This window comes from Shewanella sp. 1311, from assembly GCF_059338235.1.
In genome coordinates, this window is record NZ_CM181686.1 from 3,261,725 (window position 1) to 3,277,982 (window position 16,258).

Consider the following 16,258-nt stretch of genomic DNA (forward strand, 5'->3'; position numbering starts at 1 on the left):
CTATTTGATTGGTTTTAATAATTTAGCATGGGATTTGTTTTTCATCAATTTATATTTCTCATTGTTTTAGACTCCTGTATGTAATCGTTTTAAATTAGAGTTTATTTAAAAGCAGCGAGGATTAAAAGTTAGATTGAATATCCAATAAAATCTAAGAACATTAAAAAGGCCATATATGGACGCTCCCAGTGAGTCAAGACAATAATCTGCTCACCGAAGGCTTTTTGGCCTTCGTTTTCTGTTTAACTGCTTTACTCCTGCCATAAAATTTATCGAGACAACCATCGTTAAATTTTCAAAAAGAGATGGCACAGGCATAGCTCTTTTTGCTTTATAAGGACTGGCAAACAACACCCCAAATTACAGGAATACTCCATCCCCTTGGATCTGCCGCAGGGCGAATAGAGCCCTTGATTTAATAAAGAGTGCGTGAGTCTTGGCATGGTCGTTCTCGTGCATCCATGCACTTCACGACATTCAGACATCCTGCCTATCAGATGACCGAGCTAGCTTTCGCAGGTGCAGGGACGAAGAATTTAACGAGCCACCCATTGTTAAATTTTCTAAAAGTGATGGTAGGTATCACTCTGTTTGCTTTGCATTACTCTCAAGCAACACCAAAGCCTCAGAAGTACACCTTTCCCTGCGAAGTTGCTGAAGGGCGTTGAAGGAAATAGCGTGACGCAGACAGGACGTCTGCGTAGCTTTCGGGGGGAAGGGACGCCCCATCGGAAGCGTTAGCTATTTTCGAATAAGCACGAAGCTAGTACCTAATGCATGTAACTTCGCTAGGGCCGGCAAGGGAGATCCAAGAGGGAATTGCTGTTGATCCCCTCTTGGTCGGGTGTGGGGTGAAGCCCCACGACTTTGATCCAAACGAAGTTTGGAAAAGCTGCTTTTGTAAAGCAAACAAAAAGGCGCCTAAGCGCCTTTCTGCTCTTTGGGAAAGGGAAAACTCCTCATCCCACTATGATTTGATTAAACAATCAGATCATACTCTTCCCGTAGGATCTTGATGATATCTGCCTTTGGATTCGCTGGCAGCGGAATCGCCGCGCCAGTCACTTTCTCGGCAACGCCTGTGTAAGTGTGTGACACTTGCATCATGGCCTCAAGTGGCAGGTCATTGTCGCGAGCTAGGGCTTCACGCTCTGGCATTCTGTCTTTGTTGAGCAGCACATCTGGATCGGGGAAATGATTCAGCAAGAACTGGCGGAAACCCTCTTTAGAGTTTTCTAAAATCTTGCCATCGCGGTAGGCGGCGCCGTCCCAAATACGTGATGAATCTGGGGTGCCGACTTCATCCATGTAAATCAGTTTTGAATTGCCGTCTTTGTCGGTGACATAGCCGAACTCAAATTTAGTGTCGACAAACACTTGGTCAATGTCGGCCAGTGCTTTTGAAATCACTTTAAAGCCATCTTTTAACAGCTTCTCATACAGGTCGATATCTGCAAGCTTTTCAAAGCCAAAGGCTTGGTAATTGGCTTCGATGTCGCTGCGGCTGATGTTCACGTCATCTTGGGCGGGCACGCCTGGGATGCCAGTTAAAATGCCCTTAGTCGATGGGGTGATTAACAGCTCAGGTAGCTTTTGATCTTTTTCTAAGCCTTCTGGCAGTGTGATGCCACAGAATACTCGCTCGCCTTTTGAGTAAGCGCGCCACATTGAGCCTGTGATGTACTGGCGGCAAATAGCTTCGACTTTAATAGGGCGAGCTTTTTGGACTATCCATACGAACGGGTGCGGGATATCCAAAATATGGCTGTCGGCTAGGCCGTTTTCGGCGAACAGTTTAAACCAATGGTTAGATATCGCGTTTAATGCTGCGCCTTTACCGGGAATGCCTTTGAGGCCGCCTTCACCGTGGAAGATACAGTCGAAGGCCGAGATACGGTCGCTGATCACCATGATGGCGAGCGGAGTATCTTCGGGGACGTTATAACCTTTAGTGGTAATTAAACGGCGGCTGTCGGCGTCGGTTAGCCAGTAAACGCTGCGAACCTTGCCGCTGTGGACTGGGCTGTCGGTGCGGATTGGCAAATCGTTATTGATGGCAAGTACGGAATCAGCAAGACTCATGACGAGTATTCCTTAGGATAGAGAGTGTAGGGATAAGGTTTTTATAAGTGTCGGTTTGCAGATGGACTATGGCGTTAGCAACAGCCAGATTTATTGCAACCGCTTTATTATTCGCGCGTGGCTTAGGGCGTAAAGCGTTCGGCCAGTTTGCGGGGGTTGATGTTAAATCTTGAACAACAAAAGTGGTATTTTCGGGCGGTGTTTGAATTGTGTTGGGTGAAGATAATGCAATGGATGGAACAAACGCAGGGCAAGGTTGGCACCACAGTGAAAGTGGTCTGTTAAAGCGGGCTGGGCCCGTGCCATTTTGCTCGAAAATGCTAACCATTAATCCGAGAGAACCTTGTGCTAGACTGCCGCGAAAAAGTGGCGACATTTTACCTTTATTGACGAAATTTACCACGGCTATTTGCATTGTTCTTTGTATCGCTCTTGGTATTGCTCTTTACATAGTACTTCGCAGCGAGTCTAGCGGCCGTAAGGATTTGCCTCGCAATAACGTGCTAAAGCGAAACGATGGGTGCCATGTTTGATACAAAAATCGGATATTGAAAGGCTGTATTTTAGCTTGCTGATGTGCGAGCTTATGACACAGTTGCAGCCCACAAGACCATCAAGCTAAATATCCAATGGAGGGAATATGAGCACAAGTCATCCACATCTAGATAGTGACAGAGAATTGATATTAGAGCGGATTATCGACGCGCCGCCGGAAAAACTGTTCCGCGCGTGGACCGAGCCTGAGCTTCTCAAAATTTGGTTTACGCCAAGGCCGTGGACTGTGGCTAGTGCGACCTTAGATGTGCGTGCTGGTGGCACTAACGTGATCGTGATGCGCAGCCCTGAGGGGCAAGATTTCCCGAATCGCGGCGTGTATCTCGAGGTGGTTGAGAATGAGCGTATCGTATTTACCGATGCCTTTACCGAGGCATGGGTGCCGTCCGACAAGGCCTTTATGACAGCAACCATCACCTTTGAACCTGTGGACGGTAAGACCAAGTACACTGCGCGGGTGCTGCATTGGAATAGCGAAGATAGGCAGAATCATGAGGATATGGGGTTTCATCAGGGTTGGTCTAAGGCGACCGATCAGCTTGAGGAACTCGTCGCGAACATTTAGCCGGTGAGTCTCAAGCCTCGTATCAGAGAGTCAACATTAGGTCGTACCTAGCCCAATTGCCCTGCATTATCATATTGTTGGGGATTGGGCAGGATTAGAGGTGTTATGTCGTCACAGAAAGAAGTGCCTGTGCTTAAACAATCGGTGCTTGCGCCATCGCAACTCGCGCAAAGCGCAGTTTTGCAGGGCAATAGTTTTTTATCAAAACAGTTCAATGGTTTGTCGGAATTAGCCCAAGAGCTACAGGGCATCGAGTTCGAGGATTGCTGCTTTCAAGACTGTCATTTTAGCGAGAGCGTTTTTCGTAAATGTAAGTTTATCGATTGTCGCTTTGTACGCTGCAACTTGAGCTTAGTGAAAGTGCCCCAGTGCCAGTTCAGCGGGGTCGAGTTTGAAGAGTGTAAGTTAGTCGGTATCGATTGGACCCGCGCCGCATGGTCGCGTTTATCCTTTGCCGCGCCTTTTTCCTTTAAGCAATGTATCTTAAATGACTGCTCATTTTTAGGCTTGTCCCTCGATGAAATCATCATCGAAGAGTGTAAGGCCCACGATGTGGATTTTCGCGAGGGCAGTTTCAACCAAGCCAATTTCACCTACACGGATTTTAGTCATAGTCTGTTTGGCCGAACTCAATTATTGGAGGCGGATTTCAGCGAGGCCTCAAATTACGATATCGACATTTTTAACAATAAAATCAAAGGGGCTAAGTTTAGCCGCGACGAAGCGATTCGCCTGCTCAACTGCCTTGATATAGAGTTAATGGATTAATGCGATTGTAATCAGTTTGCGCCCGCTAGTGCGATGTTCTTATCCTGCTCGGGTTATCGCAATTGACTAAAATGTCAGTTTTCTTCTAAGTCGCCAGTGTCCAAACTGGCGGCTTTTTTCTGTCTTCTCCGTCGATGTAAAGCCCGTTCCCAATAAGCCTATTGATCTTATTCACGTATTTCAACGTCAGTCTTAGGTTTTAGTTGCGATAGATCACACCGAGCTTCCCCATGTGGTTTACCACAATATCCGCCTACCTCTTTCGGGATAACAATCTTTGTGGATGAGCAGTGTATTCAGCGGATGCTGGTATTTTGAAGATATGGCGGCGCTGTTTTTACGCTTTTATAACTAAAAAAGTAATCAAATCAGTGAGCAAACCTCTGCTCGATGGCGCCACAAATGGCGACTGACGGGTGGGATGAGCGTGATGGAGGTAACCATGATTGAGCTTAATAGGCGAACCTTTTTAAAGGGAGCGGGAGCGAGCAGCGCCACGTGTGCGTTAGCCAGTCTGCTGCCGGGCAGCTTAGCGGCATTAGAGAATAAGCAGCTAAAGGGCATGGGCAAGGAAATTGCCAGTATTTGCGAAATGTGTTCAACCCGTTGTCCGATTTCGGCGCGGGTGATTGAGGGCAAAAACGTCTTCATTAGTGGCAACAAGGCCGCTAAGTCCTTTGGCGGTAAAGTGTGTGCCCGTGGCGGCGCAGGCCATAGCTTACTGTACGATCCACAGCGTATCGTTAAACCGTTAAAGCGGGTTGGCGAACGTGGCGAAGGCAAATGGGCCGAGATCAGTTGGGATGAGGCTTATCAACTTATCGCCGAAAATCTAAATAAAATCAAAAAAGAACATGGCCCAGAAGCCGTGGCATTCTCGTCAAAATCGGGCTCACAAGAAAAGCATTTGTTTCACCTCGCGACCGCCTTTGGCAGTCCCAATATCTTTACCCACGCTTCGACTTGCCCTGGTGGTTATGAAATTGCCGCTAAGGCTATTTTTGGCACTAAGGTCAAACGAGATTTAAGTAACTCTAAATACATCATTAACTTCGGCCATAACCTGTACGAAGGCATCAATATGTCCGAAACCCGCGGCATGATGGCGGCGCAAATGGACAAAGGTGCCAAGCTGGTGGTCTTCGAGCCAAGATTCTCCGTCGTGGCCGATAAAGCCGATGAATGGTATGCCATTCGCCCCGGAACCGACGTGGCCGTCGCCTTGGCGTTATGCCATGTATTGATTGAAGATAATCTTTACGACAAGGCATTCGTCGCGCGCTATGTGGAAGGCTTCGAAGCCTTTGCCGCCGAAGTGAAAGCTTATACCCCTGAATGGGCCGAAACCATTTCCGATGTACCTGCCAAAGACATTCGCCGCATCGCCCACGAATATGCCGCTAAAGCGCCCCATGCCGTGGTCGATTTTGGTCACAGAGCCACCTTTACCACCGAAGAGTTTGAGATGCGCCGCGCCCTGTACGCCGCCAACGTCTTGATTGGTAATATTGAGCGTAAGGGCGGGATTTATATCGGCCAGAAACCCAGTGATTACAACAAGCTTGCCGGTGAAGCGGTTGCGCCCGTATTGGCCAAACCCGGCGTGAAAGACATGCCAAAACCAGCAGCGAAACGAATCGATCAAGTGGAAGAACAGTACGCCATGATGTGGACATCGGGCGGCGTCTACCAAACCATTCTCGATGCTACCTTAAGCGCTGTGCCTTACCAGTTACACGGCTGGGTGATGTCACGCACTAACCCAATGCAAACCATGACAGACAGAGCACGCGTTGTTGAAGCGATGAAAAAGCTCGACTTTATCGCCGTGTGTGATGTGTATATCAGCGAAACCGCCGCCTATGCGGACGTGATTTTACCTGAATCGACTTATCTTGAACGTGATGAAGAAATTGCTGATAAATCCGGTAAAAATCCCGCCTATTATGTGCGCCAACGTGTGGTTGAAACCTTAGGTGATACTAAGCCTTCTTGGCAGATCTTTAAGGATGTGGGTGTGGCTATGGGCCTTGGCGAGTTCTATCCATGGGAAAACATGGAAACCCTACAAATGCTGCAGGTGAACCGCGACACTGACCTGCTGCGCCGTATCAAAGACGAAGGTTTTGTGAGTTTTGGTAAACCGCTCATGCTGCGCGAAGCCAAGATGGTGAATGATTTCACTCAAGCCTATCCAGGCGCACGGCCAATGGATGACGACGGCACTTACGCCAGTGCACTCACCTTTAAAACCCCGAGTGGCAAGATTGAACTCACTTCCGCGAAAGTGGAAGCCATGGCACCGGGCCGTGGGGGGATCAAGTTCCGCGAAGTGCATCTTAAAAAAGCAGATGAGCTGTACTTTATCCAAGGCAAAGTGGCGGTGCACACCAATGGCGCCACCCACAATGTGCCTATGCTCGCTAACCTTATGTCGGATAACGCTGTGTGGGTTCACCCTGTTACTGCGGGCAAATTAGGGATCAGTAATGGCGACCCAATCCGCCTCACCAGCAGTGTTGGCACAGAAGAAGGCCATGCCTTAGTCACGCCGGGCATTCGCCAAGATACTGTGTTTGCTTACATGGGCTTTGGTTCTAAAAACAAAGAGTTGGTCAGAGCAACGGGCAAAGGTGTCCACTGCGGTAACTTACTGCCGCACGTGACGGCTCCTGTGTGTGGCATGACTGTGCACACCACGGGCGTCACGCTGGTAAAGCGCTAATCGGAGGCTTAAATGAATAAACGATATGTAATGGTGCACGACGAGAATAAGTGCATCGGCTGCCAAGCCTGTAACGTGGCGTGTCGCAGTGAAAATGGCGTACCCGAAGGCGTTACTCGTCTGCAAGTGCGTGTGGAAGGCCCCTTTGGTGAGATGCCCAATCTGCATTTCAAATATCACAGGGTATCTTGCCAGCAATGTGAAGATGCGCCCTGCGTTAAGGTATGCCCAACGGGCGCAGCCTATGTGGGTGAAGACGGCATTATCTCTATCCATACCGAGAAGTGTGTCGGCTGTATGTACTGTGTGGCAGCGTGCCCCTACAAAGTGCGCTTTATGAACCCAGAAACCAAGGCGGCGGATAAGTGTAACTTCTGTAAAGACAGTCGTTTAGCGCGGGGCGAAGAGCCTGCTTGTGTGACTGTGTGTCCAACCGATGCCTTAGTGTTTGGTGATGCCAATGATCCGCAGAGTGACGTGGCCATCATGCTCAACACTAAAATCACATACCAAGATAAAACCCATTTAGGCACTAAACCTAGGGTATATCGCGTTCCTACCAAAAGAGGGGGGATTTGATTATGAACAATACTTGGGGCGACATGGCGCAATATGATCCTATCACTTGGCACTGGGTCATTGCCGTTTACCTGTTTATGGCGGGGTTATCCGCGGGCAGTTTATTGATTGGCATTGGTTTACGCTGGGCGAATAAGGAACTCAGCGCGGGAGCTGAAAGCAGCATTCTTAAGGCGGCAGCCATTATTGGGCCTGTGGCGATTAGCTTAGGTCTAGCTTGCTTAGTGTTTGATTTAACCAAACCCTTCCACTTCTGGCTGATCTTAATTCACTATAACTTCCAGTCCGTGATGGCCATTGGAGTGCTGGCGCTACTGGCGTATTCTCCCTTAGCCTTTGCGTACGCCATTATTGTGCTGCGGGATGATTTACCAAAATGGGGTTTGGGTTTCTTAACGCCCATCGCTAAGTTACTTATGCCATTTCGAAAGCTGATTGAAGTATTGTTGTTTGTCCTTGCCATTGGTGTAGGGGCTTACACTGGCTTCTTAATTTCGGCGATGAATGCTTACCCTATGCTCAACACTGCGGTACTGCCTGCGCTGTTTTTAGTGTCGGGTTTATCGGCGGGCGCTGCGGCAAATGCGGTACTGGCACTCTTGCTGTTTAAGACCGATAGCCATGATAAGACTTTGGCTAAGATGCACGGGTTAGAATTGCCTGTGATGGCGATTGAAATCCTGTTCCTGTTCATGTTGTTCTGCGCCTTGTACTTCAAGGGCGGCGCAGCGGCTGCGGCTTTAGCGTCGTTAACCTCTGGGCTATGGGCAAGCGTGTTCTGGATTGGCGTCGTCGGGATTGGTTTTGGTATTCCATTGCTGTTCATGTTGTTACCCGCAGCAACTCGCCACACTAAGGGCGCGATGATCATGGTGGCCTGCGCGAGTTTAACCGGCGTGCTCGCGCTAAGACACTTTATTGTGTATGCAGGGCAAAGCTATTTAAGCTGAGTGTAAGTTGACTTTACATATTGATAGATAAAGAAAAAGCACTGACAATGTCAGTGCTTTTTTATTGTTTGAATTTTGAGAAGGTTTGCCAGTACAAGCAGGACGCTTATTGGGGTAAGAGTTCGATAACCGACTTCACCGTTAGCACTAAGGCGCTGATACTGCACAGGACTAAGGTCGCCATTTTTGTCTTCTCTTTATCGACACGGCCTACCAATCGCCCCGCGACTAAATACCCTAAAAGTACTGAAGGCAGCAATAGTAACGACAGCCACAGGTGCTTCAATTCTAATAAACCAGTGATCGCCAGAATGACCATAGCTATGGTGGAGCTAAAAATGAAGAAGGCCGACAGGGCGGCGCGAAACTGCGAAGCGTCTTTGCCTGACAATAGAATCGCCATCGGCGGACCACCAATAGCAGCAATATTACCGAAAATCCCCGAGACGACACCCGCGCCGAAGAGGGTTTTCTTATTCACGGGTAGGCTGAATTTATACAGGCTAAGGATCACCGCGACCGCTACAATGGCGGCGATGGATAACCCGAGTATGGGCTGAGGTGCAAACAGCAACAGACTCGCGCCGATAAAACCGCCGGGCACGCGACCTATAAGTGCATATTGCAAGCCATTGAATTCTAAATGACCACGCTCACGCACTAAGGTCAGCAGGGCGATGGAGAAACCCATAGCAATAACAGGCGCAGGTACGAGCTGCGGATCGACGATATACAGCAAAGGACTGGCGACAACCGCTAGGCCAAACCCAATCAGGCTCTGGGTTAAGGCGCCAAGAAACACGACCAGCGAGGCTAAGGCGAGTGTCTGTGGATCTATTAGAGAAAACATAGGATTCCATATAAACAAAAAGGGATCGTTAACGATCCCTATTGATGAGCACTGTGATATGACTTTGAAAGCGACAAGTCGCTATTCCATGTCTTCCCACTCGATCCCCATCTCGTCCATCAGCAACTTGGCTTCGGCGGGAATGCTGTCTGGGCTATCTTTTGACAGATCTTCATCGTTAGGCAATGGCTGGCCAGTGTAGGCGTGCAAAAATGCCTCACACAACAGCTCGCTGTTGGTGGCGTGACGCAAATTATTGACCTGACGACGCGTACGTTCGTCCGTAAGGACCTTAAGCACTTTGAGCGGAATAGACACAGTAATTTTCTTTACTTGTTCATTCTTCTTGCCATGTTCAGCATAGGGGCTGATGTATTCCCCATTCCATTCAGTCATTGACTCACCTGTTATAACGCTAAATTCGGGGCAGATTTTAAACCCTTACAAAGAACAGTCAAATTATTGCTACTATTTCTTTGTGATTGCAAACAGATTTCTTTATGTTCAGACGTCTAAACGTCTTCACGCCTATTGACGATGGCCTTGGGCTTAGGTACATTTAGACGTCCAGACATCTCTATCAGTCTACCGAATTTAGGAGTCCACCCATGGCAGAGCGTCAATTAGCCACACTGGCAGTGCGTCAGGGTATCGAAAGCGATACTCAATATGGTGCAGTTGTGCCACCGATTTATTTGTCGACTAATTACGCCTTCGATGGTCATAAAAATCCCCGCGAATTCGATTACAGTCGTTCAGGCAACCCAACGCGCTGCATTTTAGGTGAAGCATTAGCCCAATTAGAAAAGGGCGCCACTGGCATAGTGACATGCACTGGCATGGCGGCCATCACCCTAGTGACCACATTGCTCGGCCCTGATGACCTGTTGGTGGTGCCCCATGATTGTTACGGCGGTTCTTACCGTTTATTTACTAACTTGGCGAAGAAAGGCCAGTTTAAGTTGATTGTGGTCGATCAAAACGACAGCCAAGCGTTAGCCGCCGCTATCGGGCAACATCCTAAGATGGTGTGGCTCGAAACCCCGTCTAACCCGCTATTGCGTGTGGTGGATATCGAAGCCATTGCCAAGGCGAGCCATGAGGTCGGCGCGCTGGTGGTGGTCGATAACACTTTTTTATCGCCGATATTGCAACAACCCCTATTATTAGGCGCGGATATCGTTATCCACTCCACCACTAAATACATCAATGGTCACAGCGATGTGGTTGGCGGCGCTGTGGTTGCTAAAGATGCACAAATCGGCGAAAGCTTACATTGGTGGTCGAACACTCTAGGCTTAACGGGATCGGCATTTGATAGTTACTTAACCCTGCGCGGCCTACGCACCTTAGCGGTGCGAATTCGTGAACATCAAGCCAATGCCCAGCGCATTGTTGAGGTATTGACGCAAAGCCCTGTGGTGAGCAAAGTTTATTACCCTGGTCTTGCGGATCACCCTGGTCACACCATTGCAGCCAAGCAACAAAAAGGCTTTGGCGCTATGCTGAGTTTTGAGCTCAAGGGCGGCGAGGCCGAAGTCGTGGCCTTTTTAGGTGCACTTAGCTTATTTAGCGTGGCGGAAAGTTTAGGTGGCGTCGAAAGTTTAGTGGCCGTGCCCGCCACTATGACCCACAGAGCCATGGAGCCGCAGGCGCGTTTTGAGGCAGGCATTAAAGACACCCTATTGCGTTTATCGGTGGGTATTGAAGATGCCGCCGATTTAGTTGCAGATATTCAAGCAGGATTAGCCGCCGTTGCGGCTTGTCAGTAGAGGAATAATAGATGGCACGTTGTCACTTACATAAATTTGGTGGCTCCAGTTTAGCGGATGCCGATTGTTATCGTCGAGTCGCCCATATCCTGTTAACCCACGGTCATAGCGATGACCTTGTGGTGGTCTCTGCGGCGGGTAAGAGCACGAATTTCCTGTATAAATTATTAGCGCTGCGTGATGCGGGTCAGCTGTGGCAAGAAGAATTACAAGTGCTGACCAGCTACCAACAAGGGTTGGTAGAGCAGTTATTGTCGAACGAACAAGCCCGCGATCTGCGCGAGCGTTTGGCGACAGATCAGGCGCAACTCATCAGTTTATTGTCCCTCGACGAACGTAACGAATACCAAGTTAACCATGTGGTGAGCTTTGGCGAGCGTTGGTCGGCGCGCCTGATGGCGGCGCTGCTGCGCGAATCTGGTGTGGCGGCAAGCCATGTGGATGCCTGTTCAATTTTAGTGGCCGATGAAGCCGCCGTGCCGCAAATTCGGGTGCAAGAATCCCGCGCTAAAGTACAAGCGCTATTGGCCGCACATCCCAATGAACGACTAGTGATCACAGGATTTATCTGCGCTAACGAGCGCGGCGATACTTTATTACTTGGTCGTAATGGTTCAGATTTTAGTGCCAGCTTGATTGCCAGCCTTGCCGATATTGAGCGCGTGACCATTTGGACCGATGTGGAAGGGGTGTTCAACGCTGACCCGAATAAGATCAACGATGCTAAATTACTCAAAAGCATGTCACTTGCCGAAGCTGACCGCTTAGCGCGTTTAGGCTCGCCAGTATTGCATTCGCGCACTTTGCAGCCTTTGTTTAATACCGAAGTGAGTTTAGCGGTGCGCTCAAGTTATGCATCACACACCGACTTTACCTTGATTGCGCCCCATAGTTCGTCGGCGAGCGCACCTGTGGTGACTAACCTCAATGCTGTTGTGCTGTTCGGCTTTAAGCTTACGGGAGAGTTAACTCGTTTATTAGATTTATTGATTGCCGCGGGTTTAACGCCATTGGCCCATTGGACCTCTGCCCATCAAAGGGTTGAGCTTGCCTATACCGCTGAAAATCAAAAACAAGTGCAAAGATTGCTCGATGCCGAGGCACAAGCATTAGGGATCAGCGAACAACAGATCAACACAGATCTCGGCCTAGTGGCGTTAGTCAGTGCCGATGCAGAACATTATCGCCGCAGTTTTGCTCGTTTATTAAGTCGTGATGCTAAACCTTTGTTTAGTGGTGACTTAAGTTTAGTGACGCTGGTGCCCCAGTCGCAGGTGAATCTGTTAACCCAAAAGGTACACCGCCGCTGCGCTGGGCCGCGTAAACGCATTGGCGTCTTACTGCTCGGCGTGGGCAACATAGGTGAGGCTTGGGTCGATTTATTTAAGTCGGTGTCGCCATCACTGGATCATGAACTCGAAGCCAGCGTTGAGTTAGTCGGTTTAGTCAGTTCGAGTAAAGCCTTGATTAAATCCACAGGCATTAATCTTGCCGCGTGGCAGACTGAGTTTAATACCGAGGCTACGCCTTGGCAGTACGAGCACTTGTTCGAACAATTAGAACGGGTTAACTGCGATGAGCTGGTGGCCTTAGATATCAGTGCCAGCGCCAGTTTGACGCTGCAATATCCAGAGCTATTCGAGCGCGGCATCCATGTGGTGAGCGCGAATAAACTCGCAGGCTCGGGTCCACTGCCTTTCTATCGTGAGTTAAAGCAGCAATTGGGTAATCGTCGTTTATTTTGGCGCTATAACGCCAGCTGTGGCGCGGGTTTGCCTATCCAACATGCGTTAAATGATCTGCGTAACAGCGGTGATAGCGTTGAAGCCGTGGGCGGGATTTTCTCTGGCACCTTGTGTTGGTTGTTTGAGAAATACGATACCAGCAAGCCTTTCTCTGAATTAGTGATTGAAGCCAGAGGCTTAGGTATCACTGAACCTGATCCCCGCGACGATCTGTCTGGTCGTGATATGCAGCGTAAACTGCTCATTTTGGCCCGTGAAATTGGCCTTGAAATCGAGCTTGAAGATATTGAATTACGCTCATTAGTGCCAGCCGATTTGGCCGATATTCCCTTAGATCAATTTCTCACCCGCATTGCCGAGTTAGATGCCGATCTGCTGCAACAATACGGTGCGGCGGCGGAGCAAAATAAGGTGCTCAGATACGTGGCATCCTTAGATAACAGCGGCCCAGAGCTTAAAGCTGAAGTCGGTTTGCAGTGGATTGATGCCCATCATCCTTACGCTAATTTGACCCCCGGCGATAACGTGTTTGTGATCCGCAGTGCCTTCTATCAAGGCAATCCGTTGATCATCCGTGGACCGGGCGCCGGACGCGAAGTGACAGCGGCAGCGGTGCAGTCGGATCTGACGCAGATCTGTCGCGATCTCTTGCAAGAGTAGACTGAAATTCAGCAGCTTAAAGGACTCATTCGAGTCCTTTTTTATTGGCTAGAATAAATCTATCGAATTAACCGAGATTAAATGCGGTTTATGGGGATTTTTTGGCTTGACTTACATCTCAGTTTCTCTAGTATATGGACATGTAGACGTCCAAACGTCCATTTGAACTAATTCATACTAGCAAAGAGTAGCGCCAAGGGCGGTTGAGGAAATACACATGGCTTTTCATCACGCACAACATTCACAATCGCTGAACCAGAGTTTGTCTGAGCTTAATGGCGATATTAATGTTTCTTTTGAGTTTTTTCCGCCATCGACCCCCGAAATGGAACAAATCCTGTGGAACTCTATTCGTCGTTTAGAGCCGCTTAATCCTAAGTTTGTGTCTGTGACCTATGGCGCTAACTCAGGTGTGCGCGACCGCACCCACGGCGTGATTGAGCGTATTCAACAGGAAACCGACCTTATTGCCGCGCCGCACTTAACCTTAGTTGATGCTAGCGATGAAGAGCTATTAGAACTGGCTAAGCATTACTGGAAGTCGGGCATTCGTGACATAGTGGCACTGCGGGGTGATTTACCTGCGGGCAGCCCTAAGCCCACTCGTTTTGCGGTGGATTTAGTACGTTTGCTGCGCTCAGTGGCCGACTTTGATATTTCCGTTGCAGCCTATCCAGAAGTGCATCCCGATGCGAGCAACGCACAGGCGGATTTGATCAACCTTAAGCGTAAGATTGATGCGGGCGCTAGCCGTGCCATTACCCAGTTTTTCTTCGATGTAGAATCTTACCTGCGTTTTCGTGACCGCTGCGTTGCCGCCGGTATCGACGTTGAAATTGTGCCAGGTATCTTACCTGTGACTAACTTTACCCAGTTAAAACGTTTCGCGGGCATGACCAATGTGTCGTTACCGGGCTGGCTACACAAGCAATTCGATGGTTTAGAAAACGATGCCGGTACACGCCAATTGGTGGGTGCAAACGTGGCAATCGATATGGTAAAAGTACTGTCCCGCGAAGGCGTGAAGGATTTCCACTTCTACACCCTAAACCGCGCCGAACTGACCTATGCGATTTGCCATACGTTAGGTGTGCGCCCTAAGTAAGCTATTATTTAACATGTTCTAAAGATTAAAGCGCTGATGAGAATCAGTGCTTTTTTGCTTTTAAAATCCTATCTGTGTATTCACTTCAATTGTATCGGCTTTGCCTTATCTTCTGTTCTTGCTAATCGTATTTTTGATGATTTTATAAAAAATTAATCGGATTATTTTTCATTTATTTAGCTTAAAAATCCCCTTGAAAATGGGTCATGGTGTTATGTAAGTCAGTTTACTTAGCCTGCTAACTAAGTATAATGCTTAGCACGCTAACTAAGTGGGTGAGCAAGATGCAAAAAGAATTAGAGCGATTGAAAGAGTTATCACTGGCGGAGCATTTAGGCCGTTTGCATCGATTGTGGCGTACCGTGGCCGATGTCGAGCTGGCACCTTTGGGATTAACTCATCCCCGCTGGACGGCATTGTGGAAATTACTGCGTTTAGGCGACAGCGTGAGCCAGAAAGTGTTGGCCGATGCCTTAGAAATTGAATTGGCTTCGTTAATGCGCACCTTAGGGCAATTAGAAGAGCAAGGTTTAGTCGAGCGTCATTGCTGCGACAAAGATAAGCGCGCAAGGATTGTGACGCTAACGCCTGTGGGATTGGATGTATTAAAGCAAATGGAAGCGCGGATAATTCAGGTGCGCCGTGAGTTATTAGCTGGGATCAGTGCCAGCGAGCTCAGCGAATTTGAACGCATTACTAGCCTGATTAGTGACAACGCCAGCGCCAAATTGGCCAAGGCAACAGCAACCATTTTGTGAGAAAGAAGATGACACCGGATCAACAGTTTGCCCGTTTAGTAAAATTTGCCATGTTCGGCTTTGTGATGGTTTTTGGCTATTTTATGCTTGCCGATACTATGATGCCATTAACGCCGCAAGCTATGGCGACGCGTGTGGTGACTAAGGTTACGCCGCAGATCAGCGGCAAAATTCAGACCATAGCCGTGACGAACAACCAAGCGGTTGCCAAGGGCGATTTGCTGTTTCAAGTCGATCCCGCGCCCTATGAGTTAGCGGTATCGCAAGCTAAATTGGCCTTAGAGCAAGCCCGCCAAGACAATGCCGAGTTAGATGCCTCGCTGCTTGCCGCGAAGGCCGACGTCAATGCCAACAAAACCACCTCACAACAGAAACGCAGCGAAGCTAAGCGCCTCGATGCCCTGTATACCACCCATGGTGTATCGCAGCAGCAAAGGGATCAGGCCGATAGTGATGCCGCAGCTGCTGAAGCAAATTTGCTTGCCGCCAATGCGCGTTTAGAAAAACTCAAAGTGAGTCGCGGCAGTTATGGCGAAGAGAATCTTAAAGTGCGTCAGGCGCAAAACCATTTAGCCCAAGCTGAGCTTAATCTGTCTTACACCCAAATACGTGCCGATCAGGATGGGATAGTGACTAACTTGCAATTAGAAGTCGGTAGTTTTGCGACTGTGGGGCAACCTCTGTTGGCCGTGGTATCGGATAAAGTGGATATTATTGCCGATTTTCGCGAGAAGAGCCTGCGTGGTGTCAATACTTCTTCGACCGCTTTGATTGCGTTCGATGGCGAACCTGGCCGTTTATATCGGGCGACGGTGAGTAGTGTCGATGCGGGCGTGAGTGCGGGGCAATTCGATGCCAATGGCCGTTTAGCGGCGCCGCAGGAGTCTGACCGTTGGGTGCGTGATGCCCAAAGATTGAGACTGCATTTGGAGTTAGATGGGATGGCGATGAACAGCTTGCCAGCCGGTGCGCGCGCGACCGTGCAACTGCTGCCCGAGAATAGCCTGTTTAGTCTGCTGGCTAAAGTGCAGATTAAAGTCATTAGCCTGCTGCACTATATTTATTAGCCTATTTACTAGCTTATTTATCAGCCTATTTACTAGCGTATTTACTCGCCTATCTACTCGCACTTATTGCTATTGAC

General features: G+C 48.9%; 14 protein-coding genes. 10 read left to right on the top strand and 4 right to left on the bottom strand.

What is annotated here, in order from left to right; genetic code table 11:
- Window positions 1-978 precede the first annotated feature (978 nt).
- Window positions 979-2,082: a phosphoribosylaminoimidazolesuccinocarboxamide synthase gene (locus AC5YB3_RS14685; RefSeq protein ID WP_259521082.1), complete on the bottom strand. Its 1,104-nt coding sequence runs from the start codon at window positions 2,080-2,082 to the stop codon at window positions 979-981.
- On the bottom strand, window positions 2,069-2,497 hold the full coding sequence (locus tag AC5YB3_RS14690; RefSeq protein WP_494525600.1) for a hypothetical protein: 429 nt from the start codon (window positions 2,495-2,497) through the stop codon (window positions 2,069-2,071). Before AC5YB3_RS14690 ends, AC5YB3_RS14685 begins: the two co-directional genes overlap by 14 nt.
- A gap of 225 nt (window positions 2,498-2,722) precedes the next feature.
- Between AC5YB3_RS14690 and AC5YB3_RS14695 the strand changes: the two genes are divergently transcribed.
- The 5 genes from AC5YB3_RS14695 (at window position 2,723) to nrfD (ending at window position 8,224) form a co-directional block, all read left to right on the top strand.
- Window positions 2,723-3,202, top strand: coding sequence for an SRPBCC family protein (locus AC5YB3_RS14695; RefSeq protein ID WP_242326394.1), 480 nt, complete (start codon window positions 2,723-2,725; stop codon window positions 3,200-3,202).
- A 105-nt stretch (window positions 3,203-3,307) separates the two neighbouring features.
- Window positions 3,308-3,970: a pentapeptide repeat-containing protein gene (locus AC5YB3_RS14700; protein ID WP_212600083.1), complete on the top strand. Its 663-nt coding sequence runs from the start codon at window positions 3,308-3,310 to the stop codon at window positions 3,968-3,970.
- Between the two features lie 442 nt (window positions 3,971-4,412).
- A complete protein-coding gene (gene phsA, locus AC5YB3_RS14705) occupies window positions 4,413-6,695 on the top strand; it encodes a thiosulfate reductase PhsA (RefSeq protein WP_494525601.1) in 2,283 nt (760 codons plus the stop codon).
- Between the two features lie 12 nt (window positions 6,696-6,707).
- Window positions 6,708-7,274 carry a 4Fe-4S dicluster domain-containing protein gene (locus AC5YB3_RS14710; RefSeq protein ID WP_006087006.1) on the top strand — a complete coding sequence of 189 codons (567 nt, stop codon included), beginning with the start codon at window positions 6,708-6,710 and terminating at the stop codon, window positions 7,272-7,274.
- 2 nt (window positions 7,275-7,276) lie between these two features.
- Entirely contained in the window at window positions 7,277-8,224 is a 948-nt protein-coding gene (gene nrfD / locus AC5YB3_RS14715; protein ID WP_494525602.1) for an NrfD/PsrC family molybdoenzyme membrane anchor subunit, read from the top strand.
- Between the two features lie 106 nt (window positions 8,225-8,330).
- Here the strand turns inward: nrfD and AC5YB3_RS14720 are convergent, their stop codons facing one another.
- Together AC5YB3_RS14720 and metJ are read right to left on the bottom strand one after the other, a co-directional pair.
- The gene (locus AC5YB3_RS14720) at window positions 8,331-9,074 is read right to left on the bottom strand and encodes a sulfite exporter TauE/SafE family protein (protein WP_494525603.1); all 744 of its coding nucleotides are present in this window, start codon (window positions 9,072-9,074) and stop codon (window positions 8,331-8,333) included.
- 81 nt (window positions 9,075-9,155) lie between these two features.
- Window positions 9,156-9,470, bottom strand: coding sequence for a met regulon transcriptional regulator MetJ (gene metJ / locus AC5YB3_RS14725; RefSeq protein WP_006083215.1), 315 nt, complete (start codon window positions 9,468-9,470; stop codon window positions 9,156-9,158).
- Between the two features lie 212 nt (window positions 9,471-9,682).
- On the opposite strand from metJ, the gene metB reads away from it, so the two are divergent.
- From metB to AC5YB3_RS14750, 5 genes are all read left to right on the top strand, one after another.
- The gene (gene metB / locus AC5YB3_RS14730; protein WP_494525604.1) at window positions 9,683-10,846 is read left to right on the top strand and encodes a cystathionine gamma-synthase; all 1,164 of its coding nucleotides are present in this window, start codon (window positions 9,683-9,685) and stop codon (window positions 10,844-10,846) included.
- 11 nt (window positions 10,847-10,857) lie between these two features.
- Window positions 10,858-13,251, top strand: a complete 2,394-nt coding sequence (locus tag AC5YB3_RS14735) for a bifunctional aspartate kinase/homoserine dehydrogenase II (protein ID WP_494525605.1) — start codon at window positions 10,858-10,860, stop codon at window positions 13,249-13,251.
- Between the two features lie 217 nt (window positions 13,252-13,468).
- Window positions 13,469-14,356 (top strand): methylenetetrahydrofolate reductase, encoded by an 888-nt coding sequence (gene metF / locus AC5YB3_RS14740; RefSeq protein ID WP_494525606.1) that lies wholly within the window; start codon window positions 13,469-13,471, stop codon window positions 14,354-14,356.
- 284 nt (window positions 14,357-14,640) lie between these two features.
- The gene (locus AC5YB3_RS14745) at window positions 14,641-15,114 is read left to right on the top strand and encodes a MarR family transcriptional regulator (RefSeq protein ID WP_494525607.1); all 474 of its coding nucleotides are present in this window, start codon (window positions 14,641-14,643) and stop codon (window positions 15,112-15,114) included.
- Window positions 15,115-15,122: 8 nt separating this feature from the next.
- Window positions 15,123-16,181, top strand: coding sequence for an HlyD family secretion protein (locus tag AC5YB3_RS14750; RefSeq protein WP_494525608.1), 1,059 nt, complete (start codon window positions 15,123-15,125; stop codon window positions 16,179-16,181).
- Window positions 16,182-16,258 lie beyond the last annotated feature (77 nt).